This window comes from Chroococcidiopsis cubana SAG 39.79 (genome assembly GCF_003991895.1).
GTDB classification, from domain to species: domain Bacteria; phylum Cyanobacteriota; class Cyanobacteriia; order Cyanobacteriales; family Chroococcidiopsidaceae; genus Chroococcidiopsis; species Chroococcidiopsis thermalis.
Genome location: NZ_RSCK01000013.1, coordinates 63,387 through 90,195 on the forward strand (window position 1 = coordinate 63,387; position 26,809 = coordinate 90,195).

The window sequence follows — 26,809 nt, forward strand, 5'->3', positions numbered from 1 at the left end:
GGGAGTCGGTAGGGGCGCACGGCTGTACGCCCTTACAGGAGTTGGGGAAACAACCGCTTTAGCTCGTGACAGTGCCGCTAAGAGGGGAACTAGCGATCGCGTAATCTTTAATTGGTATTCGTCCGGCGAGGTAGGCGAGTCGTCCGGCTTCGGTGGCTAGTTTCATACCGCGTGCCATAGCAGGAGGGTTCTTAGCTTGGGCGATCGCCGTGTTAATCAGTAAAGCATCTGCCCCCAACTCCATTGCTTGCGCGGCTTCGCTAGGCGTGCCAATTCCCGCATCTACCACCACTGGTACGCCAGCATTTTCAATGATGATTTGAATATTTGCCGTTGTTTTCAATCCTTGTCCAGAACCAATTGGAGAAGCCAAAGGCATCACAGTCACGCAGCCGACTTCCTCCAAGCGTTTCGCCAGCATTGGATCGGCATTGATGTAAGGTAATACGGCGAAACCTTCCTTCACCAGTTGTTCTGCTGCTTGTAAAGTCCCGATCGGATCGGGCAGCAAATATTTTGGATCGGGAATCACTTCTAACTTGACAAAATTGTTATCTTCTTGTCCTAAAACCTTCGCCATCTCGCGCCCCAAACGAGCAACGCGAATTGCTTCTTCCGCCGTCTGACAACCAGCGGTATTGGGCAACATCCACAGCTTTGTCCAATCCAAAGCCTCAGCTAAATTTTCATGTCCAGGTGCTTTTGTTTGCACTCGTCGCACAGCAACGGTGACAATTTGACAACCGCTAGCAACCACGCTTTGCTGCATCTCTTCTACGTTGCGATACTTACCAGTACCAGTCATCAAGCGGGAAGAAAAAGTGCGATCGGCAATCACTAAAGGGCGATCGAGGGACTGTTGCTGTGATAGATCTAAGGTTTGCATTTGTGAATTGTTGGTAATTGGTAATTGGTAATTGGTAGTTGGTAATTGGTAGTTGGCAATGTCTCCCTCAGCTCCCTCAGCTCTCTTCTCCCGACTCCCGACTCCCGACTTCCAACTCTCGCCAAGAAATCGCAAATAACTAAAACTCTCTAGCAAAGGATCTAATTTTTGTTCCCATAAGTCAGCAATTAACTTGGCAGTGATGGGTGCGAGGAGGATACCGTTGCGATAGTGACCAGTGGCTAAGGTAAGATTCGAGCAGGGGCTATTTCCTAAAATGGGTAGTTCGTCAGGAGTCGCAGGACGAAAACCCCACCAAAATTCGCGAATTGGATAATCTTGTAACTGGGGATAGATCCGAATGGCTCGTTGCAGTAAAGTTTGAATTCCCGCTGGGGTATTATAAGGGGTAAATCCTACATCTTCACTGGTAGCACCAATAATAATGCGGCGTTCGCGGCGCGGTACGATGTAGACATCTGAAGCATACAAAACCCGCTGGAGCATCGCATCAGCGCGATCGCTATCTGGTATTTGTACCGATAGCATTTGCCCTTTTTTCGGACGCACGGGTAAAGGTAACAACTCTGACGACCAAGCACCGGATGCCAGGATATAGCGATCGGCTGAGAAGTTGCCACTGGCAGTCTGAACGCCAATAACTCGCCCTTGATGCTGTAAAATGCCTTCAACAGCAATTCCATCGTGCAAATCTACGCCCAACGATTCTGCTGCCGACCATAAAGCCAAAGTCAAAGCCCGATTATCGACTTGAGCATCTTCGGGATACCACCAACCGCCCTCAACTGCTTCACTCAATCCTGGTTGATAGAGGTGGATTGCCTCTTTATCGAGATAGTAAGCGGGGGAAGAATTATTTTCTTGTAGGAGTGTACGGCTGTGCGCCCCTACATCTTCATAAACAGGCGCGAGAATGCCGCAAGCCCAGTAACCTGTTGGTTTACCGCTAATTTCTTCTAGCTTGCGCGTCCATTCGGGGTAGAGCGATCGCGATCGCAAACACAGATCTAACATTGCCCCTGGAGGGATTTGCTCGGCTTGAGGCGCTAGCATTCCCGCCGCTGCATGACTTGCCGCAGCATGAAAATCGCGACAGAGTAAAGTGACAGATGCACCGCGCAATCTTAACTCAACGGCGATCGCCAAACCAACGACCCCGCCACCAATAATTAAAATGTCATTTGTCATTTGTCATTTGTCATTTGTGAGTTAGGCAAGAGGCGAGAAATTGAGCGATCGCTTTTACCTGCAATGCTTCGCCAGCCATTCTGTATATATCTTGAGTTCTCATAAACAGCTTCCCTCCGCTGGTATTACCCAGTCTCAGGTTCTAAGGGACTATCTCAGCCTGGTTCCCCAGACACCCCTAGCTATGGTTGACTATCCTAGCACGCGGATAAGCGGAAAATGTGGATAGCTTCTCATGTTATCCCTATTGTCATAGTAGTTCGCTACATAACACATCGACAGGAAAAACGCAGATCATCTCCATCAATAAACCCCTCAGCTTTCACTTTCTATAATTCCGAATTCCACACAGTTTCCGTACCTTGTCCCCAGAAGCCGTCAAATTTTGTTACCTTTACATCACCTAAAACTTTTGTCTGGCACGCTAACCTTAGGTTGCGCGTGGGAGAATGGGGAGGAAGGGAGCGACGGGTTTTATCTTGCCAATTTGGTTCGGAAACTTCGCCTTCGACTAACACCGCACAAGTACCGCAACTGCCAATACCGTGACAATTGATAACTTTAGCGCCACCGTTGTACAACTCAATGTCATGCTTAAGCAAGACTTGTCGTAAATTAGCGCCGCGATCGCATTCAATTGTTTTACCTTGAGCAATTACCTTTACCATATCCATGTTAGCTAGCGACTCCACCATCTAGTTCTACCTAAAATCAGAATATCGCTTTCTAGAGTTCGAGCTTTCCTGTGTTTGTTCTTTCCCTATGACCGAAGCATTACCCCTCGCCTCCAACCCAAACCAGATCTGGATTTACGATACAACCCTACGCGACGGTACGCAGCGTGAAGGCTTGTCTGTATCCTTAGAGGATAAATTACGCATTGCCCGCCAACTCGACCAATTGGGCGTTCCCTTTATTGAAGGTGGATGGCCTGGGGCAAATCCTAGAGACGTACAATTTTTCTGGCAGTTGAAGGAAGAGCCCCTCAAGCAAGCCGAAGTCGTTGCTTTTTGTTCTACCCGTCGCCCCCATGTTAGTGCGGCTGAAGATTCACTCCTGCAAGCGATTCTGGCTGCTGGAACTCGTTGGGTGACAATTTTTGGTAAATCTTGGGATCTCCACGTTACAGAAGGGCTAAAATGCAGCCTGGAAGAAAATTTAGAGATGATTCGCGATACAGTTGCCTACCTTCGCAGCCAAGGGCGACGAGTCATTTACGATGCCGAACACTGGTTTGATGGCTATAAACACAATCGCGATTATGCCTTAAAAACGCTAGCAGCCGCGATCGCCTCTGGCGCAGAATGGCTCGTCCTGTGCGACACCAACGGCGGGACTCTCCCACATGAAATTAGTTCTATTGTTCGCGACGTAGCCTCATTTATTTCTGTAGGGGCGCACAGCTGTGCGCCCCTACCCATTCCCCAAATAGGAATCCATACCCACAACGATTCCGATACAGCTGTCGCCAATGCGATCGCCGCTGTGATGGAAGGGGCGAAGATGGTACAGGGGACGATCAACGGCTACGGCGAACGCTGCGGTAATGCTAACCTCTGTTCTCTCATCCCTAACTTACAGCTCAAACTCGGATACCAATGCCTTGCTGACGCACAAATGCCTCAACTAACTGAAGTCAGTCGTTTTGTCAGCGAAGTTGTCAACCTTGCCCCTGACGAACACGCACCTTTTGTAGGGCGTTCTGCCTTTGCCCATAAGGGGGGTATCCATGTCTCGGCTGTAGAACGCAATCCCCTTACCTACGAACATATTCAACCAGAACAAATTGGCAATCGCCGCCGTATCGTGATTTCTGACCAAGCAGGAATTAGCAATGTCGTCGCCAAAGCCCGTACTTTTGGGATTGAATTAGATAAACATAACCCCACAGCACGACAAATTCTGCAACGCTTGAAAGAATTAGAAAGTGAAGGCTATCAATTTGAAGCTGCTGAAGCCAGTTTCGATCTCCTCATGCGCGAGGCTTTAGGTAAACGACAGCAATTTTTTGAAATTAAAGGCTTTCAAGTTCACTGCGATTTAGTCGAAGGGCGAACGAATACTAATGCCCTCGCTACTGTTAAACTAACTGTCAACGGTCAAGACATTCTCGAAGCCGCCGAGGGAAATGGTCCTGTAGCAGCATTAGACAGGGCGTTAAGAAAAGCTTTAGTTAACTTTTATCCACAAATTGCTCAGTTTGAATTAAGCGATTACAAAGTCAGAATTTTAGACGGACACAGCGGTACGGCAGCAAAAACTCGCGTCTTAGTAGAATCAAAAAACGGTCATCAGCGTTGGACGACCGTTGGTGTTTCTCCTAATATTTTAGAAGCTTCTTATCAGGCAGTTGTAGAAGGATTGGAATACGGATTAATGTTGCATATGATGGCAGAAACAGTATTAAGTGCTTCTAGTTAGGCTAATTTTATTGATTATTCGTCACCCCATTCAATTTCATTTTTTAGTGCCTGTAATGGTGTTAGAAGCAGATCGGCTATATCCGATCTTCCTCTAGATTTGTAGATATCTATAGCTTTTTGAAAATCTGCCACTGCCCCCTGTTTATCTTCTATTCCAGTTCTAGCATGAGCGCGGTAAATATAAGCTTCTGCAAACTCAGGATTGAGATTAATGGCTTGAGTAAGATCGTCAAATGCTTCTTTGTATTGACCTTTTCTACCTCGATCAATCCCTTGTTGATAAAATTCGTTGGCTTTCATGAGATTTTTTAAACTCTCACTTTTATTATCTTATAGACAAATTTCTTCAAAAAAAAGGAACTTATTTAAGCTTACTCACCCCATTCAATTTCATTTTTTAGTGCCTGTAATGGTGTTAAAAGCATATCAGCTATGTCGGCTCTTCCTCTAGCCTTATAAATGTCTATAGCTTTTTGAAAATCTGTCACTGCCCCCTGTTTGTCTCCTAGTAGAGTTCGAGTATCTGCACGGATCATATAGGCTTCTACAAAACCAGGATTGAGATTAATTGCTTGAGTGAAATCCTCAAATGCTTCTTTATAAAGCCCTCTTCTAGCTCGGTCACTCCCTTGTTGATAAAATTCGTTGGCTTTCACTATATCCTTTAATTCTATTTTTAGAACGTTACATCTGAACTTCTTCAATAAGTTGGAATAACTAGAGGTTTTTCTCCCATTCAGCCTCTCTTCGTATATGCTGAACCATATCGAGAACGATATTATATCTTTGTGTATCTCCCCTATCCTTATATATATTCAAAGCCTTATTGAGGTCTTCAAAACCTCCCTGTTCATCTTCTGTTAAATATCGAACGGTAGCACGAGAAACATAAGCCTCTGCAAAATCAGGATTGAGATTAATTGCTTGAGTATAATTAGAAATTGCTTCCTTATAAAATCCTTTACGACCTAATTCAATTCCCTGATGATAAAGTTCGTTGGCTTTCATTGCAATTCTTAATTTCTTCTCGTCATTACGCTTTTTGTATAGAGGGTCAAGGCTAACTATCTTGCCATCTGAACCAATTATAAAGCAACCTGGATACTCTTGAGCTGTTGATACATTTTGAAGAAAAGATAGAATCGACATTGTAGTAGAAAAAACAGTAACAACCAAATATAAAAACTTAATTATTATTTATATCACCTATATATAAAATTTACATTACTATTTTTGCTTTTATTTCTCAAAGCATAATCAATTTTATAAAATTACTGTAGTTTTACCTAATTTAGCTAGCAAGTACGAGTAAATGTTTTCAGTAAAATCACACTGATAGTATTGAGAAAAATAGAGTTAAGTTTATTTTGTATTTTTGTTTTGCTGCTCTATATTTGAGCGTTTATCTTTGTCAATCTATGAAGATATCTACACTTTGCACTAGCTACTATCAGACTAGGTATTCCAATTCCAGAAAATACCGAAAATTTGAATCACCCCAAAGGAGAGACAAGACAAATGGTAAATTAGTAAACGTAGTATCAGATGGTGTGCTTCCACTTGTAATTCAGAACCTTCCTTTGGGTTCACCTTTAACATATGACAAGAGCGTGTTTTACGAAGTTAAAGCATTAAGTGGAGGTCTACTACCCCTAGTTATGATGATTACCAAATTCTAGGTTTTCTTGATGCTCTTAGTAGGAGTGATGCAGCAGATGCAGGAAGAATACCAGCAATGATTTTTCTTACTACCGCAGATGTAAGGGAGATTAGCACAAAAACAAGGTTTGAGGCTTCTACGAAACGTGTTGGTGTCTGGCACTCTATAGGCTGTGAAGTTCCAGGTAGTTTCAATAACCTCCAGCTTGGTCAAGCTTCGCTGAGAAATCCTGAAGTTTATATTCTCAATCTAACGCTTCCAGAATCAATAGGTCCTGGAATGCCTGGAAGACTTTTCTTGAATCCATCAAATTCAGATCCAGATTAATTAATAGACTAGAGATTATCTGAGCTATATCTCAATCCAAGCATAGGGCTTAGTGTTATCATTGCCCTATGCATTTATTTATATTCATTCAAATTAATGCTTTTACCTCGTTTTTACAATCAGACAAAAATATGGTTCTAGAACAGAAAAGAGGGATTGAATCTATTGATTTAAATCAAACTTTTGTTTTCGTTAAAGCCCCAATAGAAACTGTCGCATCAGCCTTTGTTCGAGTAAGACAAGCGGAGAGATGGGAACAGGATGTGTACGATCGCGAAATAGTAACTACAGGTCAAGGCTTTATTGTATTTCAATTTCAAGAACAAACTTGGACATCAATTTATAACTTCGGTTTTGTACCAGGTTGTACTCCACTCGACAAAAAAGATACTCAAACTCTTTCTAGTCTGCTGCAAACTCGCACAGTTTACTATAGAGTGAGCGATACGGGTGGCTATATTGGATATGAATTATATGAAAACGGCAACTTTATAGAAACGTTAGACTTTGAAGAAGATATTTCTTTTTACTTCCAATCTCAAAATCGTCAGCTTCAACGTGAAGACATGGGAAGTGTATACGGATTTATTTATGATTTTATGGTCGAGCAAGATATTTATATCCCAGCTATACGTCGAGTTGAGAATCAGCAAGGTTACGTGCGACTGCTGGGTCCTGAATTAGAAAATTTAGAACGCAGTGACTTTGAACGAATAGATTACCTCACGCTAGGATAAAGACATAATAAGGGCGCATAGCTATGCGCCCCTACCTACAGTCTACAAATTCAAATTAATGGACAGACTCAATAGGTAATTCTGCCCCCGCAGGAGAACGTAAATCTTCTACCATTTCTTGTACGGCAATTGGTGGTGGTGGAGTCAGGCGTGAAACCACCAGCGTGACGATGAAGTTAATTATCATCCCCACCGTACCAATTCCTTCAGGAGAAATCCCAAATAACCAAGGTTGCATTCCGTAGAATTTTACCCCGACGATGTAGAATAGGGTGAAGATTAGACCGACTACGATACCTGCGATCGCCCCTTCTCGATTCGTTCGTTTGTCAAAAATCCCGAGAACAATGGCAGGGAAAAAGCTAGCAGCAGCTAACCCAAACGCAAACGCTACCACTTGCGCCACAAAACCCGGCGGATTAATCCCAAAATATCCCGCCAGCACCACGGCTAACCCGACCATAATCCGACCGACAAACACCCTTTGGGTTTCCGAAGCGTTGGGATTAATGATGCGGTAGTAAATATCGTGCGCCACAGAACTAGAAATCACCAACAGCAAACCACTAGCCGTAGATAAAGCTGCGGCTAATCCCCCAGCAGCGACCAGTCCGATGACCCAAGGAGCTAACCTAGCCACTTCTGGCGTAGACAAGACAATAATATCGGGGTCAATCGTAATTTCGCTCGTATTTTTATCTGGTGTTAGCTCAATTCGTCCGTCATTGTTCTTGTCGTCAAAGGTTAATAACTTGGTTTTTTCCCATTTATTCGCCCAGTCTAACTGTCGCACTTCGGTAATTGGCTGGTTGTGCAAAGTGCTAATTAAGTTGTAACGGGCGAAAGTTGCCAAGGCGGGAGCGCTGGTATAAAGTAGGGCGATAAACAACAGCGCCCAACCTGCTGAATAACGTGCCGCTCTGACGTTAGTCACCGTGTAGAATCTAACAATTACGTGGGGTAGTCCTGCCGTCCCTACCATCAAGGCGAGGGTAGTGAACAGCACGTCCAACTGAGATCTGTTAGCAAATGGTTGCGAGTACTCTTTAAAACCCAAATCCAACTGAATTTGATTCAGCTTGCCCACAATATCGCTAAAAGTAAAGGCGAGTTGCGGAATTGGATTGCCAGTGAGAATATAAGCGATCGCCGCTGCGGGAATCAAATAAGCCACAATTAATACACCATACTGGGCTACTTGCGTCCAGGTGATGCCTTTCATTCCGCCCAAAACTGAGAAGAACGCCACTACCACCATCCCAATAATCACACCCGTGCTGATATCGACTTGGAGAAAGCGGCTGAAAACAATTCCGACACCCCGCATCTGTCCGGCGACATAAGTTAAAGAGACAAATAAAGCAGCAACAACCGCGACTAACCTAGCAGCATTAGAATAATAGCGATCGCCGACAAAATCCGGCACGGTATACTTACCAAACTTGCGCAGATATGGAGCAAGTAGGAGTGCCAGCAACACGTAACCGCCAGTCCAACCCATCAGATAAATCGAGCCATCGTAGCCCAGAGTCGAAATTAACCCCGCCATCGAGATAAAAGAAGCCGCCGACATCCAATCCGCCGCTGTCGCCGCCCCATTTGCAATCTGGGGGACACCTTGCCCAGCGACGTAAAAGCCAGAACTATCTTTGACGCGCGATCGCCAACCGATGTAAAGATACAGTAGAAAAGAGAGGGCAACTAAAATAATCGTCCAAAGCTCTGCTGACATGATTTTCCCTCACTTTCTAATCCCATATTTGCGATCGAGCTTGTCCATCTGAAAAGCATAGATAAAAATCAATACTACGAAAGTTAAGATCGAGCCTTGCTGTGCCATCCAAAAGCCTAGAGGAACGCTTCCAAGTCGGATTGCATTCAACGGCTGTGCTAACAGGATGCTAAACACCAGGGATACCAGCGCCCAAACAATTAATAGATTCCGAATTAAAGCCGTGTTTGCCCGCCAGTATGCTTCTTGTCTATCTCTATCCATAGTTTTATAAATTGAATTTGTGAAATGATATGAATTAAGATGTAAAAACGCAAGGCTTTGGCTGTAAAAATAGTTTAAAACTTAACAATCTAATCATTACAAAAAAAGTTTGCTTTTCAGTTGCAAGAAAGCATGAATTAACTGACAAAGAAATTAAAACTTAAAGACAAGTAAACTGAGGCAACGGCAATTTTTTGGTATAACGGCGACTTAATCACAACAAATGTCATCGAGTTAGCGGTTGACGATCCAGGTTTATTGTATGGAGCAACCGTGTTTACTACCCTACGAGTTTATTGTCAGTCGCTCGATCGCCCCTTAACCAACTGGAAAAGGCATTGCGATCGCCTCCGCTCCAGCATTCAATTCTTAGACTGGCAAGAACCAAACTGGCAGAAAGTTCGACAAGGGGCAGAAATCTTACTGCAAGATTTTCCCGTATTGAGAGTCACAATCTTTCCTGACGGCAGAGAGTGGATAACTGGGCGATCGCTACCACGGGACTTGACAGAAAAGCAAAGACATGGGGTAGCAGCTAGCTTAATATCTGGAGAAGAAGTTCACCGCTTTTTACCCACCCATAAAACAGGTAACTACTTAGGTGCGTGGCTAGCCAAGATAAAAGCCCAACACATAACAGCCAGCGAAGCAATTCTTGTCGATGCCAACGGTAACTGGCTAGAAACCAGCACAGGTAATTTGTGGGGATGGCAAGACGGTAACTGGTGGACACCACCACTAGAAGCAGAAATTTTACCAGGAGTCATGCGATCGCAACTCATAGACTGGCTCAAAAATCAAAACCAACAAGTTATTGAACAACCCTGGACACCAGACGTAGCTGCAAAAATGGAAGCGATCGCCTACAGCAACAGTATTGTAGAACTCATTCCCATCCACACCATATTTGAGGAGCGAGGAGTCAGGAGTGAGGAGCGAGGGCAAGAAAAAATAAATCAGCTAAACTACAACCCCCATCATCCAGCTTTGACAAACTTACAAAAACTATTTCAGCACGAATGAAATCTTCCTATTCCTCTTAGCGCCTCTGCGTCTTTGCGCGACATCATCTTCCCCTACTCCCATAAAGAGAAGCCCCACCCGCCGCAACTGTCACCAAAGCGATCGCCATTATTGCCCGCAACTCCAAAGTTTCCCGCAAAACAATAAAACCAATAACAGCCGCCGCCACAGGCTCCAAACTCAACAACACGCCAAACACCCTTACAGGTAGCCACCGTAACGCCTCTAACTCAAACGAGTATGGAATCGCCGAAGACAGAATCGCCACCCCAAACCCAAGAAATAACATTTGTGGATTTAACAGCGCCGAGCCACCCGTAACAATTCCCATTGGCAAAATGACGATCGCCGCCACAGCCATCGCCAAAGCCAGCCCCACGCCTCCAGGAACAACCCGCCCCACTTTGGCAGAAAGGAGAATATAAGCTGCCCAAAATCCCCCCGCCGTCAGCGCCAAAATAATTCCAGTCAGATTGACACTCAAACCACCAATTGGAGCCAGCAACACGATCCCGCATCCAGCCAGCAACACCCACAACAAATCGAGCAAGCGCCGAGAATTGGCGATCGCCACTCCCAAAGGACCAAGAAACTCCAGCGCCACCGCAATCCCAATCGGAATCCGCTCGATCGCTAAATAAAATGAGAGATTCATCAAACCCAGAGCCAAACCAAATAAAATCAGCACCCCGTAGTTCCGACGCTGAATACCCTTAATTTGCGATCGCCACAGCACCAGCAACACCACCGCTGCGAAACCCACCCGTAACAGCACCACAGCAGCAGGACTGAGCGTATTAAATAATGTTTTCGCGATCGCCGAACCTAACTGAGTCGAGGCGATCGACAGCAGCACCAAACTCGTAGGCGATAGAGTAGGCTGAGAACCAATCTTTTTCATCGTTCACCAACATCGTCGATCGGAGTGCGATCGCGTAACCCCAATCCACCATAATTCAACATCAGCCGCCGCAACAAATCACCCCTAAGAATAGTGGCTAGTGGCTAGCACTTAGTGGCTGGAAACTGAATTGTTATGTCTAGCCGCCAGTCACCAGCCACCAGTCACTGATAATTGATACCTGACAAGTGGCAAGTTTCTAAGGTAGATTAAAATTAATTAACATAAGAAAAAAACGCCCTTGCCCGTAAGCTTTAGGAGGCTAACCCTCGGTGAATAAACGGTGGAGAAACGCAGGGCTGTACGCATTACTGGCAATTGTGGTCATTGCGCTGGGAACGGCGTTCTTTGACAAACAGCCTCAGAGTCGAGAGACATGGCGATACAGCGATTTTATTCAAGCAGTTGAAAAAGGTAGAGTTGCTCAGGTCAGACTTAGTGCCGATCGCACTAGAGCGCTTGTCAAGCCTCAAGATGGCAGCCAAGTCATCGTTAATTTACCCGATGACCCCGAATTAATTTCAATCTTGACGGAGAGAGGAGTTGATATTGCGGTTCTACCTCAAACTGATGAAGGTTTTTGGTTTAAAGCCCTAAGCAGCTTATTTGTCCCCGTCTTGCTTTTAGTTGGCTTATTCTTTTTACTACGCCGCGCCCAAAATGGTCCTGGCAGCCAAGCAATGAACTTTGGCAAGTCTAAAGCCAGGGTACAAATGGAGCCACAAACGCAGGTAACATTTGGCGATGTAGCTGGAATCGACCAAGCCAAATTGGAATTAAACGAAGTTGTAGACTTCCTGAAAAATGCAGATCGCTTCACCGCAGTCGGGGCGAAAATTCCTAAAGGTGTATTGCTAGTTGGACCTCCAGGGACGGGTAAAACCCTGCTGGCTCGTGCTGTAGCGGGTGAGGCTGGCGTTCCCTTCTTCTCAATTTCCGGTTCTGAATTCGTTGAAATGTTCGTTGGTGTAGGTGCGTCTCGCGTCCGCGACCTATTCGAGCAAGCCAAGGCAAACGCACCTTGTATCGTATTTATCGATGAAATCGATGCTGTCGGACGGCAGCGGGGTGCTGGTTTAGGTGGTGGTAACGACGAACGGGAGCAAACCCTGAACCAGTTACTCACCGAAATGGATGGTTTTGAAGGCAATACTGGAATCATCATTATTGCTGCGACTAACCGCCCAGACGTACTCGATGCAGCGTTATTGCGTCCCGGTCGTTTCGATCGCCAAGTCGTTGTAGATCGACCCGATTACGCCGGACGTTTGGAAATCCTCAAAGTTCACGCCCGTGGCAAGACTTTGGCAAAAGACGTAGATCTAGACAGAATTGCCCGTCGTACACCAGGTTTTACAGGTGCAGACCTATCGAACCTATTGAACGAAGCTGCAATTTTAGCTGCTAGACGCAACCTGAGCGAAATTTCGATGGATGAAGTCAATGACGCGATCGATCGCGTTTTGGCAGGTCCAGAGAAGAAAGACCGCGTGATGAGCGAAAAGCGCAAGCAACTGGTTGCCTATCATGAAGCCGGTCACGCTCTCGTAGGGGCGCTGATGCCAGACTACGACCCCGTACAGAAAATTAGCATCATTCCTCGCGGTCGTGCTGGTGGTTTGACTTGGTTCACACCTAGCGAAGACCGGATGGACACCGGACTTTACAGCCGTTCGTATTTAGAAAATCAGATGGCTGTAGCTTTAGGTGGTCGGATTGCCGAAGAAATTATCTTTGGCGAAGAAGAAGTCACCACTGGTGCATCCAACGACTTACAACAAGTCGCTAGAGTCGCCAGACAAATGATCACTCGTTTTGGTATGAGCGATCGACTCGGTCCGGTTGCTCTCGGTCGTCAACAAGGTAATATGTTCCTCGGACGCGATATCGTTGCCGAACGCGACTTTTCCGAAGAGACAGCCGCCGTCATTGACGAAGAAGTGCATCAGCTCGTTGATACCGCTTACAAGCGAGCAAAATCAGTCCTAACTGACAACCGTGCCATTCTAGATCGGCTAGCTCAAATGCTAGTAGAGAAAGAAACTGTAGATGCAGACGAATTGCAAGAGTTGTTAGCAAATAACGATGTTAGAACGGCTGCGATCGCATAGTTGTTCAAAACATCAACATTAGTAGGGTGGGCAAGGCTCACCTTTTTTTTATTTCAATAGTAGGGTGGGCAAGGCTCACCTTTTTTATTGCAGCGAGTAAGTGTTGTCATAGGGTAATTTCTGGGAATACTGAAAAATAGCAAACAATTATTAGTGTAGAGACGTTACATGTAACGTCTCTACAAAATTACCAACAACCAACAACTACCAGTAAATTTTATCCCCTAACACCTATGTCCATTCAACAACTTCAACCCGCCAACCAGCAAGAATTAAGAGTTTACCTTCCATATTTTCAAGGCAATAAACGTAATATCTTACCTCTTGCCATCAGTTTGTTTAAAAAAGGAGTGATGGAAGGACAGCGTAGAATTGAAGGCGCGGATGGTATTCCCTTTATAGCAACTTGGAATATTTCCACATTACCAGCAGACCTGATCCGGTGTCGGCTACAATTTGATAATAATGCCGAGTTGAGTTACGAGCTGCTAATGCAAAGCTCGGAATATATCGATCATTTAATCGATGTCATTCTCAATTTTCAGCGCAGCCGCAGTACAGATTTTTCTAAACCTTTTTACCGCAAACTACTCCGTATTGAAGAATAGCAAATAGTGATTTTTATGAGTAGTTCTGAGCAATTAGCTGCTAGCGATCGATAATTGGTGGCGCGATCGCTTGAGGGTGAGAACATAGATTATATCTCCCTCAATTCCCTTTAGAAAGGGAGATTTGTAAATTGTGATATTAAAACTTGGATTAGACTTTCTAGCAGCGATCGCATTTTATACTTGTCTGCCCATCCCTAAATTGAATTTAGACTTTCAGCGCGTAGCGTGTCTTGTACCGCTGGTAGGTTTGATTGTTGGTGGAATTCTGGGATTGTTAGATCTGGGCTTATTTTTATTAGGCGTACCCATACTAACTCGCAGTGCTGTAGTTGTCGTGAGTTGGATGGCGCTGACTGGGGGACTGCACCTAGATGGTGCAATGGATACTGCTGATGGCTTGGCAGTACAAGATCCGCAAAGACGCTTACAAGTCATGGCAGATAGCGTTACAGGTGCGTTTGGAGCAATGGTGGCGATCGCCATTCTAATATTAAAAATATCAGCCTTAACCGATCTCGATACCTATCGCCCTTTAATATTGATGGCAGCTTGTGGTTGGGGACGATGGGGACAACAAGTCGCGATCGCCTGTTATCCTTATCTCAAACCTACAGGTAAAGGAGCGTTTCACAAAGCAGCGATTCGGTCTTATTGGGATTTATTGCCAGGACTGTTATTATTACTCGGTCTTAGTGGAGTACAAATCTTGCTAAACCGCGATCGCATTGTAGCGTCTCTTGCTATGGCATTAGGTGGAAGCGCGATCGCGATTGTAACTGGAGCTTGGCTCAATTATAAGTTAGGCGGTCACACGGGAGATACCTACGGTGCAGTGGTGGAATGGACGGAAGCTTTATTTTTGTGCTTGCTGACAGCTTTTTGACAGTTATCAGTTATCAGTTATCAGTTGTCAGTGACTAGTGGAATCGATAACAAGAAAAGAGTCCAGCCACTAGCCACTAGCTACTCATTTAATGCCGAATTGTCCGTCCTTCGATTGCAGGATAAGGTAAGTCGGGAACGGAGTTCCACAATGCAGATGGTTTGTCTTTGAGGATGAGAGGAACCTTTACTGGCATTTTTGGATCGATAGCAGGTATTTTTGACTCGTTGGGAATTGCCTGCGAATTAGCAGGAGTGGTAGTAGGATGATTGATATTAGTAGTTCCAGGTATCCCAGGAGTTGGAGATGTCTTCTTGTTGCATATTCTAGAGAGATCCACTTGTTTTCCATCCCTAGTCTGAATATAGCAGAGTAGCTCGTTAGCACTGACACCTGATACAAATGCGGTTGCAGCGAGCGACATCGAAGTAGTGACTGAACCTAGTAATAAAAAGTATTGTATTTGCTTGTAGATCATTGGTGGTAGAGCTTTTAGTAGTGCGGTTGAAGTAATTTATGGGGCAATAACTGTTGTACTGCTAGCCGCTCCTGTTGCTCTCAGTTTAAGAATAGCTGGCATAAACCGCTCTAGAGGAACGGCTATACTAATTGATGTGCCATCAGGATAGGCTATAAAACCGTTATTCAAAGCCATAGTCCGAAAGTCTATTTCTGAAGCCGCAGTAAACAGAGACGAACCAGAGGTTCCTTGCGTGATATCACAGTCATGCAATAGGACTTCTAGCTGCGGATGTTTACCCAAAATGTTACAGCCACCCTGTAAGGCTGGTAAGTATCCTTGATAAGCTTTCAATGCTGGATCTGTGGGCCAATCACCAGGATAACCAATGTAGTTTGTAGGCTGACCCACAACAGTTGCTCCTGCACTGTTAATATCGTTCCGATTCCACTCAACGGTACCATACCAACCCGTGGTGTCTCCTAAATTTGTGGTAAACCGGATAATTGCCCAATCCCGCCTCCATTCTTCTGGAGTTTTAGGAAAAGCTGCCAGTCCTGTCCAGTAAGCATTAACATTTGCTACAGCTAATTGAGTCGTTCCATAGCGCACGACATAGGCTTTAGCCTGTACTGGTATCCTTCCTTGTTCGTCTCGTACGCAATGACTATTTGTTAATCCAATATTACGACCGACAACGGTGAAAGTACAATGTCCCCATTTTCCATCTGCCCTCTGAGTTTCTAGCTGCCCCACTGCTGCACGAGGTCGTGCTGTCAACCACTGATAGGAAGGTAAAACGCGGTCATCTTGCCCGATGATATTTGCTCTTGTAGGTTGAACAGTTGGTGCGATCGCTGCCAAACAACTACCGAGCGATAAGATAGTTGCAGCTAACCGACGGCTTTTCGTCAGAAACTTTAAGCAATTAAGATTTTGACTCATAACGAGTACCTTCATCTATGCTCCTTAAATCTGTGGCTCGAAGCTAATACATAAGGCAGATGACATATTCACTACGATTTACTAACTATTTACCCAATCTTCACAGTAGAACAAATAACAGTAAATGCAGTTAAATTTCTGTAAACTTCAGCTAGGCAATTGACCTCTTTCTCCATGCCCTGCTGAAACAGTTTTATTGACTGTTGCTAGTACGCCCCTTGAATGGTGGATGAGGCAAGTCGGGAACTTGATACCAAAAATCAGGTGGTTTGTCAGTGACGACGCGGGGAATTTTTGCTGGTGCTTTGGGGTCGATTTTTTCGACAATGGAACTGTTAGTTGGGGAATTGCTTGTATTAGCAGTAGGTTGAAGTTTATTAGTAGTTGGAGTAGGAGAATTGGCAGGTGTAGGGCGATCGCATAATTTAGATAGGTCAAGTTGCCGACCGTCTCTATTCTGGATGTAACAAATTGGGTCATCGTCAGCGATCGCAATCGTCGCAGATGTTGTTGCTACGCCAACAGATGCAGTTATAAGAATTCCTAATAATATGTTTTGATTGCGTTTAATGCTCATTAGCAGAAAAGGTAAAGGATAGAAAAGGCTAGGTGAAACCCAGCCATAGTGACTAAGTGAAGATAAGACAGAATAGATATTTAGTGTTTCAAATTCTGAATAACAAAAACTTAGGGGCGAGGAACTACTGTATCGGACGCTGCTCCTGTCTGCCTCAATTTCAGTACTGCTGGCATGAACCGTTCTAAGGGTACAGCTAAGTTGATATAAGGGTTTTGCACTGGATATTCACCAGAGTGTAAACCGATAGTACGGAAGTCTGTCTGTGACACTGCTGTAAACAAAGAAGAGCCAGAAGTTCCACCTGTAGTATCGCAGTCATGCAGTAATATACTCCCTTCTACGTTGTGAATAGTACAGCCATAGTGCAAGGCTGGAGTATAGCCGCGAACATTTCCTGGCTGGAAACGTGCATCAGTAGGCCAGTCTTGAGGATAGCCAACATACCCTGCAGTCAGACCGACAACGGTTTGACCAGCAGTGTTAATATCGTTTGGATTCCAATCAGTATTACCCAACCAGCCTGTCAATTCTCCTAGATTGGTTGTGAAACGAACAATCGCCCAATCGCCAGGAACATCCTCAATACCTACAGGAGCGGTGTCCCTGCCAGTCCAATAAACATCAACATTGGTCACTGCTAAAGCGCGATCGCTGTGTTGTGCGGCAATAGCAGCTTTTATTTGAATTGGCGCTCCTTTTTCATCTAACAAGCAATGGGCATTTGTCAGTCCGATGTTACGACCAACAACCGTGAAAGTGCAATGACCAAAACTTCCGTCAGCTTTCTGAAGAGCGAGCCGTCCTACAGTTCCCAATACTGAGTTAGTTAGCTGTTCGTAAGTCGGCGTGATGCGATCGTCTTGTCCAATTACGGCTGCGGACGAGGGTTGCAGCGTAGAGGCGATCGCTCCCAAACAACTGCCGAGCGATAAGATAGTGGCAGTTAACCTACGGTTTTTCGTCAAAAACTTTAAGCAATTAAGATTTTTACTCATAAAGAGTACCTTCATCCATAATCCTTAATTTGTGGATGAAAGCTAATACATAAGGTAGATGACATATTTCCTACCGTTTACTAGCTATTTACCCAATCTTCACAGTAGAGTTAAAGCCTTGGTAAGGCAACAACTTTTTATGTCAATTTAATGACTAAAACTCGGGTATAACCTGTAGGATGTGAATTTAAGGTATAGCTAGAGAGGGCGATCGCGGTAACTCTCCGAACGGAAAATATTTACTAATATGCATTGCACCCGAAATCTTTTACATTGAGGAAGGAATACATACTTCACCACTACGACTCCACCCAAGACAGTTGGCAACAGTCGAGTGGTGAAGCACAAGACGCAACGCAGAGGGAACACCCAATATGCACCTGAGTGAAATCACCCATCCTAATCAGTTGCACGGTTTGTCGATTCGTCAATTACAACAAATTGCTCGTCAAATTCGCGAAAAACACTTGCAAACGATCGCCGCTAGTGGCGGACACCTGGGACCAGGGCTAGGCGTGGTGGAATTGACCCTAGCGCTATACCAAACATTAGACCTCGATCGCGACAAGGTGATTTGGGATGTCGGACATCAAGCCTATCCGCACAAGCTGATTACTGGTCGATACAGTGAGTTTCACACTCTCCGGCAGAAAGATGGAGTTGCTGGCTATCTCAAGCGCTGTGAGAGCAAATTCGACCATTTCGGCGCGGGTCATGCTTCTACGAGTATTTCTGCTGCACTGGGAATGGCACTGGCACGAGATCTCAAGGGGGATAAATTTAAAGTCGCAGCAATTATTGGTGATGGAGCGCTAACAGGTGGTATGGCACTTGAAGCGATCAACCACGCCGGACACTTGCCTAAGACAAATTTACTCGTGATATTGAACGATAACGAGATGTCAATTTCACCGAATGTTGGTGCAATCTCTCGTTACTTAAATAAAATGCGTCTTTCTGCACCAGTACAGTTTCTTGCCGATAATTTAGAAGAACAAGTTAAACACATTCCCTTTGTTGGTGAATCTCTCACCCCCGAACTGCATCGGCTTAAGGGTGGCATGAAGCGGTTAGCCGTGTCAAAAGTTGGAGCAATTATCGAAGAACTCGGATTCACCTATCTCGGACCAGTAGACGGTCATAATCTGGCAGAATTGATTGCGACCTTCGAGCAAGCACATCACATCCAAGGACCAGTACTCGTCCACGTTGCAACAGTTAAAGGGAAAGGTTACGAGATTGCCGAAAAAGACCAAGTGGGATACCACGCCCAATCGCCCTTCGACTTGACAACGGGTAAAGCCATACCCTCCAGCAAGCCCAAACCCCCTGGCTACTCTAAAGTTTTTGCTCATACTTTGGTCAAACTTGCCGAAAATAACCCCAAAATTATCGGGATTACGGCAGCAATGGCAACTGGAACGGGACTGGATAAACTGGCGAGTAAGCTACCAAAACAATATGTCGATGTTGGGATTGCCGAACAACACGCCGTCACTCTAGGCGCTGGCTTGGCTTGTGAGGGAATGCGTCCTGTAGTGGCTATCTACTCGACTTTCTTGCAACGTGCCTACGATCAGATAGTCCACGATGTCTGCATCCAAAATCTACCCGTCTTTTTCTGTATGGACAGGGCGGGAATTGTGGGATCTGACGGTCCGACGCACCAAGGTATGTACGATATTGCCTACCTGCGCTGCTTGCCCAACATGGTTTTGATGGCTCCCAAAGACGAAGCTGAGTTGCAGCAGATGGTCGTTACTGGAGTTAACTACACTGATGGACCGATCGCCATGCGTTATCCACGTGGTAACGGTTACGGCGTTCCCCTCATGGAGGAAGGTTGGGAATCCTTGCCAATTGGGAAAGGGGAAATCCTCAGACATGGGGACGATCTCTTACTGATTGGTTTTGGTGCGATGGTTCACCCTGCGATGCAAGTCGCAGAAATTTTGCGCGAACATGGAATTGAAGCCACGGTAATTAATGCTCGTTTTGCCAAACCCTTAGATACAGAGCTAATTCTACCTTTGGCAAAACAAATCGGGCGCGTCGTGACTTTAGAAGAAGGCTGCTTGATGGGTGGGTTTGGTTCTGCGGTAGCCGAAGCTTTACTCGATGCAAATGTTGTCGTTCCTGTCAAGCGAATTGGCATACCAGATACTTTGGTAGATCACGCCGAACCAAATGAATCGAAAGCCGATTTGGGTTTGACCAGTCCGCAAATTGCTGAAACCGTGCGTCAAGCGTTCTTCAGCCAGCAGTTATCTCCTGTAGGTTCGTAATTTTTGATTTTGAGGTGGGCGATCGCCCACCTTTTTTATATTGGTAATTGGTAATTGGTAAATAGTCATTCCTCATTCGTCATTTGTTATGAGTGAGTAGAGTAGGTAGTGAGTAGTGATATATAAGAATTTATATCCAGCTTCTCCTGGCTTTTGACTTTTGACTTTTGACTTTTCCCTAGCCCCTAGCTCTCTATGATCTCTAGTCCTACCCACGTCTACCCTGTCATTTGGTACGAAGGCTCGGTTTTACTCATCGACCAAACGCACTTGCCAGCCGAGTATGCCTTTGTGGAAATTCATCGCTGTGAAGATATGGCACAGGCAATCAAAACGATGATTGTCCGAGGCGCACCAGCAATTGGTATCGCTGCTGCCTACGGTATGTACTTGGGGGCGCGGGAGATTGAAACCCACGATCGGGAGCAGTTTTTGTCGCAGCTAGAGCAAGTGGCTCAGATGTTGCGAACAACCCGCCCAACAGCGGTAAATTTATTTTGGGCGATCGCTCGCATGTTAAAAACTGCCTACGAAACGATCGGCACGGTTGAGGAAATTCGCCAAGTTTTGTTAACTACAGCACAGACAATTCAAACCGAAGATTTACAAACTTGTCAGGCAATTGGCGATCGCGGTCTGGAACTCTTGCCACAAACTCCCGCTCAACTCAATCTCTTAACTCATTGCAATGCTGGAGCCTTAGCAACCGCAGGTTATGGTACGGCTTTGGGTGTTGTGCGTTCTGCTTGGTCTTGTGGTAGGTTATCGCGCCTCTATGCCGATGAAACTCGCCCTCGTCTCCAGGGAGCAAAACTAACTGCTTGGGAATGCGTCCAGGAAGGGATACCCGTTACGGTAATTACAGATAGTATGGCTGCCCACTGTATGCAGCAAGGTATGATTCACGCCGTTGTGGTGGGCGCTGACCGCATCGCCGCTAATGGCGATACAGCAAATAAAATTGGCACGTACAGCTTAGCGCTGGTAGCTAAGGCACATGACGTTCCTTTTTATGTTGCCGCACCCGTAGCAACAATTGATTTTGCGATCGCCACTGGTCGAGAAATCCCAATTGAGGAACGCGATCCGGTTGAAGTCTATCAGATTGACGATACCATCTTGACTCCAGCAGGCGTGGAATTTTACAACCCAGCTTTTGACGTAACTCCCGCTCATTTGATTACAGCAATTATTACCGAGCATGGGGCATTTTCTCCCAGTCAGTTGCAGCAAGAGTTACAGCATAAATATGTAGCATAGAGAAGAGAGAGTCGCGGAGCAACTTCCAATTCACGCATTCACGCATTCAAAACTAATTCCGAATTCCGAATTTTGCATTCCGAATTCTCCACGCACCACGCACCACCTTCTTGATGAACACTTCAAGCTCAGATCCCTGGATCGGTCGTTTTATTGGCGATTGCCGACGCTATTATCTAGAACAGCGCATCGGTGCGGGTGGTATGGGTAACGTTTATCTAGCTATGGATACGCGGCTGGGACAGGAGGTAGCGCTGAAATTACTGAGAGACACGCTCGCTGTCTCGATTCCATTGCATAAACGTTTTGAGCGCGAGGCGATGCTTTGTGCTGCCCTCAAAAGCGACCATATTGTCGATATTAGTGACTACGGCGTGACGGAAGAGGGATACCCTTTCTACGTGATGGAATATCTCGTTGGCGAAACACTAGGGCAACTCCTACGACGAGAGACACGATTGCCTGTAGAACGAACGATTGAAATTGCCTGTCAAGTCTGTGCGGGACTGCAACTCGCTCACCAAGGTGTTAGGATTCGGCGTGAGGGAGTTGTCACCACGAGCGATCCGATCCAAATCGTTCACCGCGACCTCAAACCCGATAATATTTTTCTGATCCCAACCGCTTTAGGGGAGTTAGTTAAAATTCTCGATTTCGGGATTGCTAAAATTCGCGATGAAGCACTAGAGTTAACTAACCTGACTAGTACGTTCTTAGGCACGTTCCGCTACGCTGCACCAGAACAGTTACAAATAGAGAAAAACATCGACGGACGGGCAGATATTTACAGTTTGGGGATGATTCTCTACGAGATGCTGAGTGGTTCCGATCCATTTGGCTTCGGAACTGAAGCCCGCAAAACGAGTGGCGTGTCATGGGGAATTGCCCACACTTCCCAAATGCCTCAATCATTGCGATCGCAACCTCAATGCGCACACTTGTCGGTCGAGCTAGAAGCAATTGTCATGCGCTGTTTAAACAAGCAACCAGAGCAACGCTTTGGCTCAGTGATGGAATTGAGTGCGGCACTACAATCCGTGCTACCAACTTCTTTGGGGCATACTGCTGGTTTTATCCATTCTCAACCCACCAAGGAGGCGATCGCCCCAAATTCGGCAAACTCAGCTACAGATGAGAGAAAGCCTACACCGCCGTCAGTAACTTCCCCTTCGTCCAATCGAACTCAGACTCCTCAAACGCGCATATTCGATCTGCACCAACATCAACCCAAGCAGTATACGCCGCCAGCTCATCGCACCGATGCCATAAACTCGAATCCAACCGACTCGAATCCAACCGACTCAAGACGAGCGCAACAGTTGAGCCAAACTCAGGTGCAAAACCCTTCCGTTGAGCAAAATAGTCGCGAACCACAAAGAACTAGAAGAAACTTATGGTTATTGTCTAGTGCGGGCTTTGTGTTAGGAGTAGCAGGAGTGACACTTGTGGCTGGCATTTTCTATTTGTATTTTTTGCTACCTCAATCCAAGCCTCCAACTCAATCCCCTTCAACGCCACCCGCATCACCACAACCTCTGGAACCGTGGTAAGTAAGCGATCGCGCCATAGCTCCTCAAAATACGCATACAAGCAAAGTATAATAAATTACGAAGAATAATCAAAAAATTCTTAAATTTCTTGCGAACAGGTAGAAAAAAGGTACTATTTTCTATGCAATACTTTTCGGTTAAGACAAGATCCCCCCTAACCCCCCTTAAAAAGGGGGGAACTTAAGCCCCCTTTTTAAGGGGGTTGGGGGATCTTCCAAGATCTTTGCATCACTAATCGAGATGTATTGATTCTCCATGTAAGTTAAGAAAAATTGAATAAATTATTCGAGACATTTCACGAAAATTTAAGATGTCAGTCTGTATAGAGAGTGAGTAGTGTAAGGAAAGTCATAAGTCGTGAGTCGGAATTAACCGATAACTTTGTACAAACGTTACATGTAACGTCTCTACACTGATGACTGATAACTAATAATTAAAAAAGTTCCTCATGAAATTTAAATTTCCAATCTTTGTTTTAGTAGCTAGCTTGACATGTGCCAGTGCCATAGGATTTCAGGATCGAGTAGGGGCGCAGAATACCAGTCGCACTCAAGTATCTCCACAAAATACCTCCAATCAGGCAACCACTTTTGTTTGCGTCCGTTCTGGGAATGGCTTTGCTACAGTTGCAGCTAGGGGAAATCAACGCTCTGCACCAATGATTACCTGGCAAAGACAAGTCAGTGCAGAATATACGCCTCAAGAACGCTGTCAGCTAGTTTCCCAGAAGTTGACTAAAGCAGTTGCCGCGAATGGTGGGAGACTAAGTAATTTACTCCTGACAACTGGAATCATTAGAAATGAGACAGTTATCTGTTATGTCAATTCTGGTGCTAGCTGCGATACAAGCAATACGCTATTTACCCTCTCTCCAGAAAATGCTAAAAACCCTGGTGCAGCTTTAGCCAATTTGCTGCGTTTCGGTCAGCGTGCCGACTATTCGGCAATTCGTGAGAGTGCTAGCGGTGAAGGTGAGACTGCAACTACTGGCGCTATTGATATGGAAGCAGCAGTAGAGGAGGCTTTTTCAGCTGGTTACGAATCAGCGGGTACAGGCGCAAGCGAGGCATCTCCCGTGCAGCAACCTAGTAACTCTCCTGCAAATAGTAGTTGGTAGTTGGTAATTGGTAGTTGGCGAGAGGCAAGAGGTAAATTGATTGTTAAAGTCTTGGTAAGTACACTGATAATTGCGAGTTTAGCGTATATTTCTATACTAAAAAACTCCGAGCAAGCCTTAGCGCGATCGCAGTCTCAGCCGATGCTGATGAGTCAGGTTACAAGTGTAGAACCCGCCGTAGCGATCGCAGTGCCAGTAGTTGCCAGACAAGTGACTGTACGAATTTTTGCCGCTGCTGCTACAGGATCGGGCGCGATCGTGCGGCACAAAGGAGAAACGTACACCATATTGACCTGCGCTCACATTGTGGGTGAGGGTGAGGACGAGCGCTTCACGATTCTAACCGCAGACGGACAAAAGCACGTAGGTAAGCGGTTGCGATCGACTGTATTGTCTGGATCGGATTTAGCCTTGGTAGAGTTTACCAGCAAAACAGCATATCAAGTCGTGGCGATCGCCGATACCAAAGCTGTAGCTGTCGGTGATTCCATCTATGCAGCTGGATTTCCTAATTGGCAATGGACGAGTGCGGATGCAGTCGAAGACACTAGAACTTGGGGTATTAAAGCCTTACGAGTGACGGAAGGTGAAGTAGCAATGCTACCAGAAAAATCTCTACAGGAAGGATATCAACTGGGTTATACCAACGAGATCGATCCAGGGATGAGTGGTGGTCCAGTTTTGAACCGCAAAGGGCAACTAATTGGAATCAACGGACGCTTGAAATACCCGCCTCAAGGTATTAGTGCATTTACATTTACTGATGGTTCTGCACCATCCGAGCAAATGTACCAGCAAATGGAAGCATTGAGCTGGGCAATTCCCACTACAGCTTTTTCGCAAGCACTGAAGTGAAGAAGTCAAAAGTCAGAAGTCAAAATTAACCGATAACTGATAACTGACAACTGTACGGGTGGGTATGAAGCGAAGATTATGGCTAAAGCCCGTGAAACTGCTTGCGCGCACCCGCACGGACAGTTTGCTCAACGGGGGATACCCCCGCACGCAACTGTCCTCTCCTACCACAACTGATAACTGATAACTGATTTATGAAAACAAACTTTACTTATCCTCTTTTGACCGGAACGGTAACTTTAGTAGTGTTAGTAACGAGCCATAATTTAGCGCTGGCTCTATCTCCTCAAGAAATTGTCAAAATTGGCAGTCCAATGACGGTGCAGGTCAATCCTCCGATGGGAGTTAAAGATGGCGGTTCTGGAGTGATTATTCAACGACAGGGCAATACTTACACTGTCTTGACGTGCAATCATGTTGCTTTAATGCCTGCACCGCATACGATTCGTACTCATGATGGTCAGAGTTATGCAGTTGTGAGTACGAAAAAATTGCAAAAAAGCCCCAATGACCCCGATTTGGCATTGGTGACATTTAGTAGTGCGGCTGTATACCCGGTTGCCAAACTAGCGCCGTCTAACGTGCCTGTAGGAGCAGAAATTTTTGTCATGGGCTTCCCTGCTTTAGACCGGAAATTTGGTGCAGACCGCGATTTTGTCTTTTCGCCTGGATTCGTGACTAGTCGTCCCAGCAGTGCGCCAGAAGGCTATACACTGCGTTATAACTCAGTGACAAAAGGTGGAATGAGCGGCGGTCCTGTCTTTGATATTGATGGTCGAGTCGTTGGGATTCACGGGTTGGGAGGTAGCGATCGCGTAGACGTGAAGCAGCAGGGCAGCGACGCGACGATGGCGGTGAATATGAAAACTGGTTTTAATGGGGCAATTCCGATTAATACGTTTTTGGCAATGCGATCGCAGATCCCTCAAGCTCCAGCAGTCGCGGTGGATACTGCCCCCAGTACGGATAAACCAGCTCAAAGGTTAGAAAATCCCAAATCTGCTTCAGACTTTTTCGCTAAAGGATCGGTAGAACGCGATCGCGGCGATCGATCCAGAGCAATTGCTAACTACACTCAAGCGATCGCCCGCAACCCCAACTACGCCGACGCTTACTATCAAAGGGGAAACGCCCGTTACGACCAAGGAGACAAGCAGGGGGCGCTAGCAGACTACGACCAAGCGCTGAAATTTGACCCCAACTATGCCAATGCTTATTATCAACGGGCAGTCATTCTTTACAATCGGGGGAACAAACAGGAAGCGCTGTCAAGTTTTGATCGCTACATCACTCTCGTTCCTAACGACGCTCAAGCCTATCACAGTCGCGGTGCGATTCGCCGCAGTATGGGAGACGGTCAGGGAACGTTTGACGATTTCGATCGCGTCGTCCGGCTCGAACCGGATAATTCTAGGGCATATTACAATCGCGCCTTAGCTCGGACGATGTTGCGAGACTCTAAAGGAGCGCTGGACGATTTTAGCCATGCTTTAAATCTCGATCCGAGTTGGACGACAGTGTACAACAACAGAGCAATTCTCCGCCGCCGCTTAGGAGATCGAGAAGGAGCAGTTGATGATTTTAGTAAAGTCATCAGTATAGAGCCGAAAAACGCCGAAGCTCACTACAACCGAGGTTTAGTACGACGCGATTTAGGCGATCGCCAAGGTGCGATCGAGGACTTACAGCTGGCTGCTAATATATTCCAACAAAAAAACGACAGCACGAATTATCAAAAAGCATTGGAGAAAATTGAGAGCATTCAAGCAATGCCCGTAATTCCCGCAGTACCCGCACCTGTAGTGACTCCAACAACAACTTCACCATCAGATAATTCCACCAATCTCAATCAACCAACTAACTCTCAACCAACCAACTCTCAACCAACTAACTCTAGCGATTCAGGTAATATTCCCGAATCTGCCGCACCAACTCAACCCGAAAATAACTCAACTTGGTAGTGGTTAAGTCAGTGTAGAGACGTTACATATAACG

The 26,809-nt window shown here is 45.7% G+C and carries 23 protein-coding genes, 2 pseudogenes and 1 riboswitch; of the genes and pseudogenes, 12 read left to right on the plus strand and 13 right to left on the minus strand.

The window, feature by feature from the left end; translation table 11 throughout:
• Positions 1–58: 58 nt before the first annotated feature.
• The 3 genes and pseudogenes from DSM107010_RS42910 to DSM107010_RS11060 all read right to left on the minus strand — a co-directional run.
• A pseudogene (locus DSM107010_RS42910) lies at positions 59–853 on the minus strand (glycine oxidase ThiO); the annotation flags it as partial.
• Between the two features lie 162 nt (positions 854–1,015).
• Positions 1,016–2,095: pseudogene (gene thiO / locus DSM107010_RS42915) on the minus strand (glycine oxidase ThiO); the annotation flags it as partial.
• A 94-nt stretch (positions 2,096–2,189) separates the two neighbouring features.
• A riboswitch (TPP riboswitch) is annotated at positions 2,190–2,285 on the minus strand.
• A gap of 139 nt (positions 2,286–2,424) precedes the next feature.
• Positions 2,425–2,763 carry a 2Fe-2S iron-sulfur cluster-binding protein gene (locus DSM107010_RS11060; protein ID WP_106168436.1) on the minus strand — a complete coding sequence of 113 codons (339 nt, stop codon included), beginning with the start codon at positions 2,761–2,763 and terminating at the stop codon, positions 2,425–2,427.
• A 94-nt stretch (positions 2,764–2,857) separates the two neighbouring features.
• Between DSM107010_RS11060 and cimA the strand changes: the two genes are divergently transcribed.
• Entirely contained in the window at positions 2,858–4,516 is a 1,659-nt protein-coding gene (gene cimA / locus DSM107010_RS11065) for a citramalate synthase (protein ID WP_106168433.1), read from the plus strand.
• 14 nt (positions 4,517–4,530) lie between these two features.
• Here cimA and DSM107010_RS11070 read toward each other — a convergent pair whose 3' ends face one another.
• From DSM107010_RS11070 to DSM107010_RS11080, 3 genes are all read right to left on the minus strand, one after another.
• Complete coding sequence (locus tag DSM107010_RS11070) at positions 4,531–4,818, minus strand: tetratricopeptide repeat protein (protein WP_106168432.1); 288 nt, start codon at positions 4,816–4,818, stop codon at positions 4,531–4,533.
• A gap of 71 nt (positions 4,819–4,889) precedes the next feature.
• Positions 4,890–5,174, minus strand: coding sequence for a tetratricopeptide repeat protein (locus tag DSM107010_RS11075; RefSeq protein ID WP_106168435.1), 285 nt, complete (start codon positions 5,172–5,174; stop codon positions 4,890–4,892).
• 61 nt (positions 5,175–5,235) lie between these two features.
• Positions 5,236–5,694: a tetratricopeptide repeat protein gene (locus tag DSM107010_RS11080; protein ID WP_241994188.1), complete on the minus strand. Its 459-nt coding sequence runs from the start codon at positions 5,692–5,694 to the stop codon at positions 5,236–5,238.
• Between the two features lie 942 nt (positions 5,695–6,636).
• On the opposite strand from DSM107010_RS11080, the gene DSM107010_RS11090 reads away from it, so the two are divergent.
• Positions 6,637–7,242: a hypothetical protein gene (locus DSM107010_RS11090; protein ID WP_127022959.1), complete on the plus strand. Its 606-nt coding sequence runs from the start codon at positions 6,637–6,639 to the stop codon at positions 7,240–7,242.
• A gap of 55 nt (positions 7,243–7,297) precedes the next feature.
• On the opposite strand, the gene DSM107010_RS11095 is transcribed toward DSM107010_RS11090, so the two are convergent.
• On the minus strand, positions 7,298–8,974 hold the full coding sequence (locus tag DSM107010_RS11095) for a sodium:solute symporter family protein (RefSeq protein ID WP_127022962.1): 1,677 nt from the start codon (positions 8,972–8,974) through the stop codon (positions 7,298–7,300).
• A 9-nt stretch (positions 8,975–8,983) separates the two neighbouring features.
• The gene (locus DSM107010_RS11100) at positions 8,984–9,238 is read right to left on the minus strand and encodes a DUF4212 domain-containing protein (RefSeq protein WP_015156119.1); all 255 of its coding nucleotides are present in this window, start codon (positions 9,236–9,238) and stop codon (positions 8,984–8,986) included.
• Between the two features lie 189 nt (positions 9,239–9,427).
• Between DSM107010_RS11100 and DSM107010_RS11105 the strand changes: the two genes are divergently transcribed.
• Positions 9,428–10,261 (plus strand): aminotransferase class IV, encoded by an 834-nt coding sequence (locus tag DSM107010_RS11105; RefSeq protein ID WP_127022965.1) that lies wholly within the window; start codon positions 9,428–9,430, stop codon positions 10,259–10,261.
• A 43-nt stretch (positions 10,262–10,304) separates the two neighbouring features.
• Here the strand turns inward: DSM107010_RS11105 and DSM107010_RS11110 are convergent, their stop codons facing one another.
• Entirely contained in the window at positions 10,305–11,162 is an 858-nt protein-coding gene (locus tag DSM107010_RS11110) for an EamA family transporter (protein WP_106218029.1), read from the minus strand.
• Positions 11,163–11,434: 272 nt separating this feature from the next.
• Here DSM107010_RS11110 and ftsH3 point away from each other — a divergent pair, with 272 nt between their 5' ends.
• The 3 genes from ftsH3 (at position 11,435) to cobS (ending at position 14,767) form a co-directional block, all read left to right on the plus strand.
• Complete coding sequence (ftsH3, locus tag DSM107010_RS11115) at positions 11,435–13,273, plus strand: ATP-dependent zinc metalloprotease FtsH3 (RefSeq protein ID WP_015156116.1); 1,839 nt, start codon at positions 11,435–11,437, stop codon at positions 13,271–13,273.
• A gap of 233 nt (positions 13,274–13,506) precedes the next feature.
• Complete coding sequence (ebsA, locus tag DSM107010_RS11120) at positions 13,507–13,881, plus strand: type IV pilus biogenesis protein EbsA (protein ID WP_015156115.1); 375 nt, start codon at positions 13,507–13,509, stop codon at positions 13,879–13,881.
• Between the two features lie 133 nt (positions 13,882–14,014).
• Positions 14,015–14,767 carry an adenosylcobinamide-GDP ribazoletransferase gene (gene cobS, locus DSM107010_RS11125; protein WP_106169765.1) on the plus strand — a complete coding sequence of 251 codons (753 nt, stop codon included), beginning with the start codon at positions 14,015–14,017 and terminating at the stop codon, positions 14,765–14,767.
• A gap of 88 nt (positions 14,768–14,855) precedes the next feature.
• Here the strand turns inward: cobS and DSM107010_RS11130 are convergent, their stop codons facing one another.
• The 4 genes from DSM107010_RS11130 to DSM107010_RS11145 all read right to left on the minus strand — a co-directional run bounded on the left by DSM107010_RS11130 (position 14,856) and on the right by DSM107010_RS11145 (position 17,717).
• Positions 14,856–15,107: a hypothetical protein gene (locus DSM107010_RS11130; protein WP_127022968.1), complete on the minus strand. Its 252-nt coding sequence runs from the start codon at positions 15,105–15,107 to the stop codon at positions 14,856–14,858.
• Positions 15,108–15,281: 174 nt separating this feature from the next.
• Entirely contained in the window at positions 15,282–16,172 is an 891-nt protein-coding gene (locus DSM107010_RS11135) for a trypsin-like serine peptidase (protein ID WP_158631769.1), read from the minus strand.
• 193 nt (positions 16,173–16,365) lie between these two features.
• Positions 16,366–16,749: a hypothetical protein gene (locus DSM107010_RS11140; RefSeq protein WP_106167822.1), complete on the minus strand. Its 384-nt coding sequence runs from the start codon at positions 16,747–16,749 to the stop codon at positions 16,366–16,368.
• A gap of 110 nt (positions 16,750–16,859) precedes the next feature.
• On the minus strand, positions 16,860–17,717 hold the full coding sequence (locus DSM107010_RS11145) for a trypsin-like serine peptidase (RefSeq protein ID WP_181246366.1): 858 nt from the start codon (positions 17,715–17,717) through the stop codon (positions 16,860–16,862).
• Between the two features lie 404 nt (positions 17,718–18,121).
• On the opposite strand from DSM107010_RS11145, the gene dxs reads away from it, so the two are divergent.
• The 6 genes from dxs (at position 18,122) to DSM107010_RS11175 (ending at position 26,775) form a co-directional block, all read left to right on the plus strand.
• Positions 18,122–20,032 carry a 1-deoxy-D-xylulose-5-phosphate synthase gene (gene dxs, locus DSM107010_RS11150; RefSeq protein ID WP_106167820.1) on the plus strand — a complete coding sequence of 637 codons (1,911 nt, stop codon included), beginning with the start codon at positions 18,122–18,124 and terminating at the stop codon, positions 20,030–20,032.
• 195 nt (positions 20,033–20,227) lie between these two features.
• On the plus strand, positions 20,228–21,292 hold the full coding sequence (gene mtnA / locus DSM107010_RS11155; protein ID WP_106167819.1) for an S-methyl-5-thioribose-1-phosphate isomerase: 1,065 nt from the start codon (positions 20,228–20,230) through the stop codon (positions 21,290–21,292).
• Between the two features lie 113 nt (positions 21,293–21,405).
• The gene (locus DSM107010_RS11160) at positions 21,406–22,842 is read left to right on the plus strand and encodes a serine/threonine-protein kinase (RefSeq protein ID WP_015156109.1); all 1,437 of its coding nucleotides are present in this window, start codon (positions 21,406–21,408) and stop codon (positions 22,840–22,842) included.
• Between the two features lie 448 nt (positions 22,843–23,290).
• Positions 23,291–23,959 (plus strand): COP23 domain-containing protein, encoded by a 669-nt coding sequence (locus tag DSM107010_RS11165; protein WP_106167818.1) that lies wholly within the window; start codon positions 23,291–23,293, stop codon positions 23,957–23,959.
• A complete protein-coding gene (locus tag DSM107010_RS11170) occupies positions 23,960–24,814 on the plus strand; it encodes a S1 family peptidase (protein ID WP_241994190.1) in 855 nt (284 codons plus the stop codon).
• Positions 24,815–25,008: 194 nt separating this feature from the next.
• Positions 25,009–26,775 (plus strand): tetratricopeptide repeat-containing S1 family peptidase, encoded by a 1,767-nt coding sequence (locus DSM107010_RS11175; protein ID WP_106167816.1) that lies wholly within the window; start codon positions 25,009–25,011, stop codon positions 26,773–26,775.
• Positions 26,776–26,809: the final 34 nt, after the last annotated feature.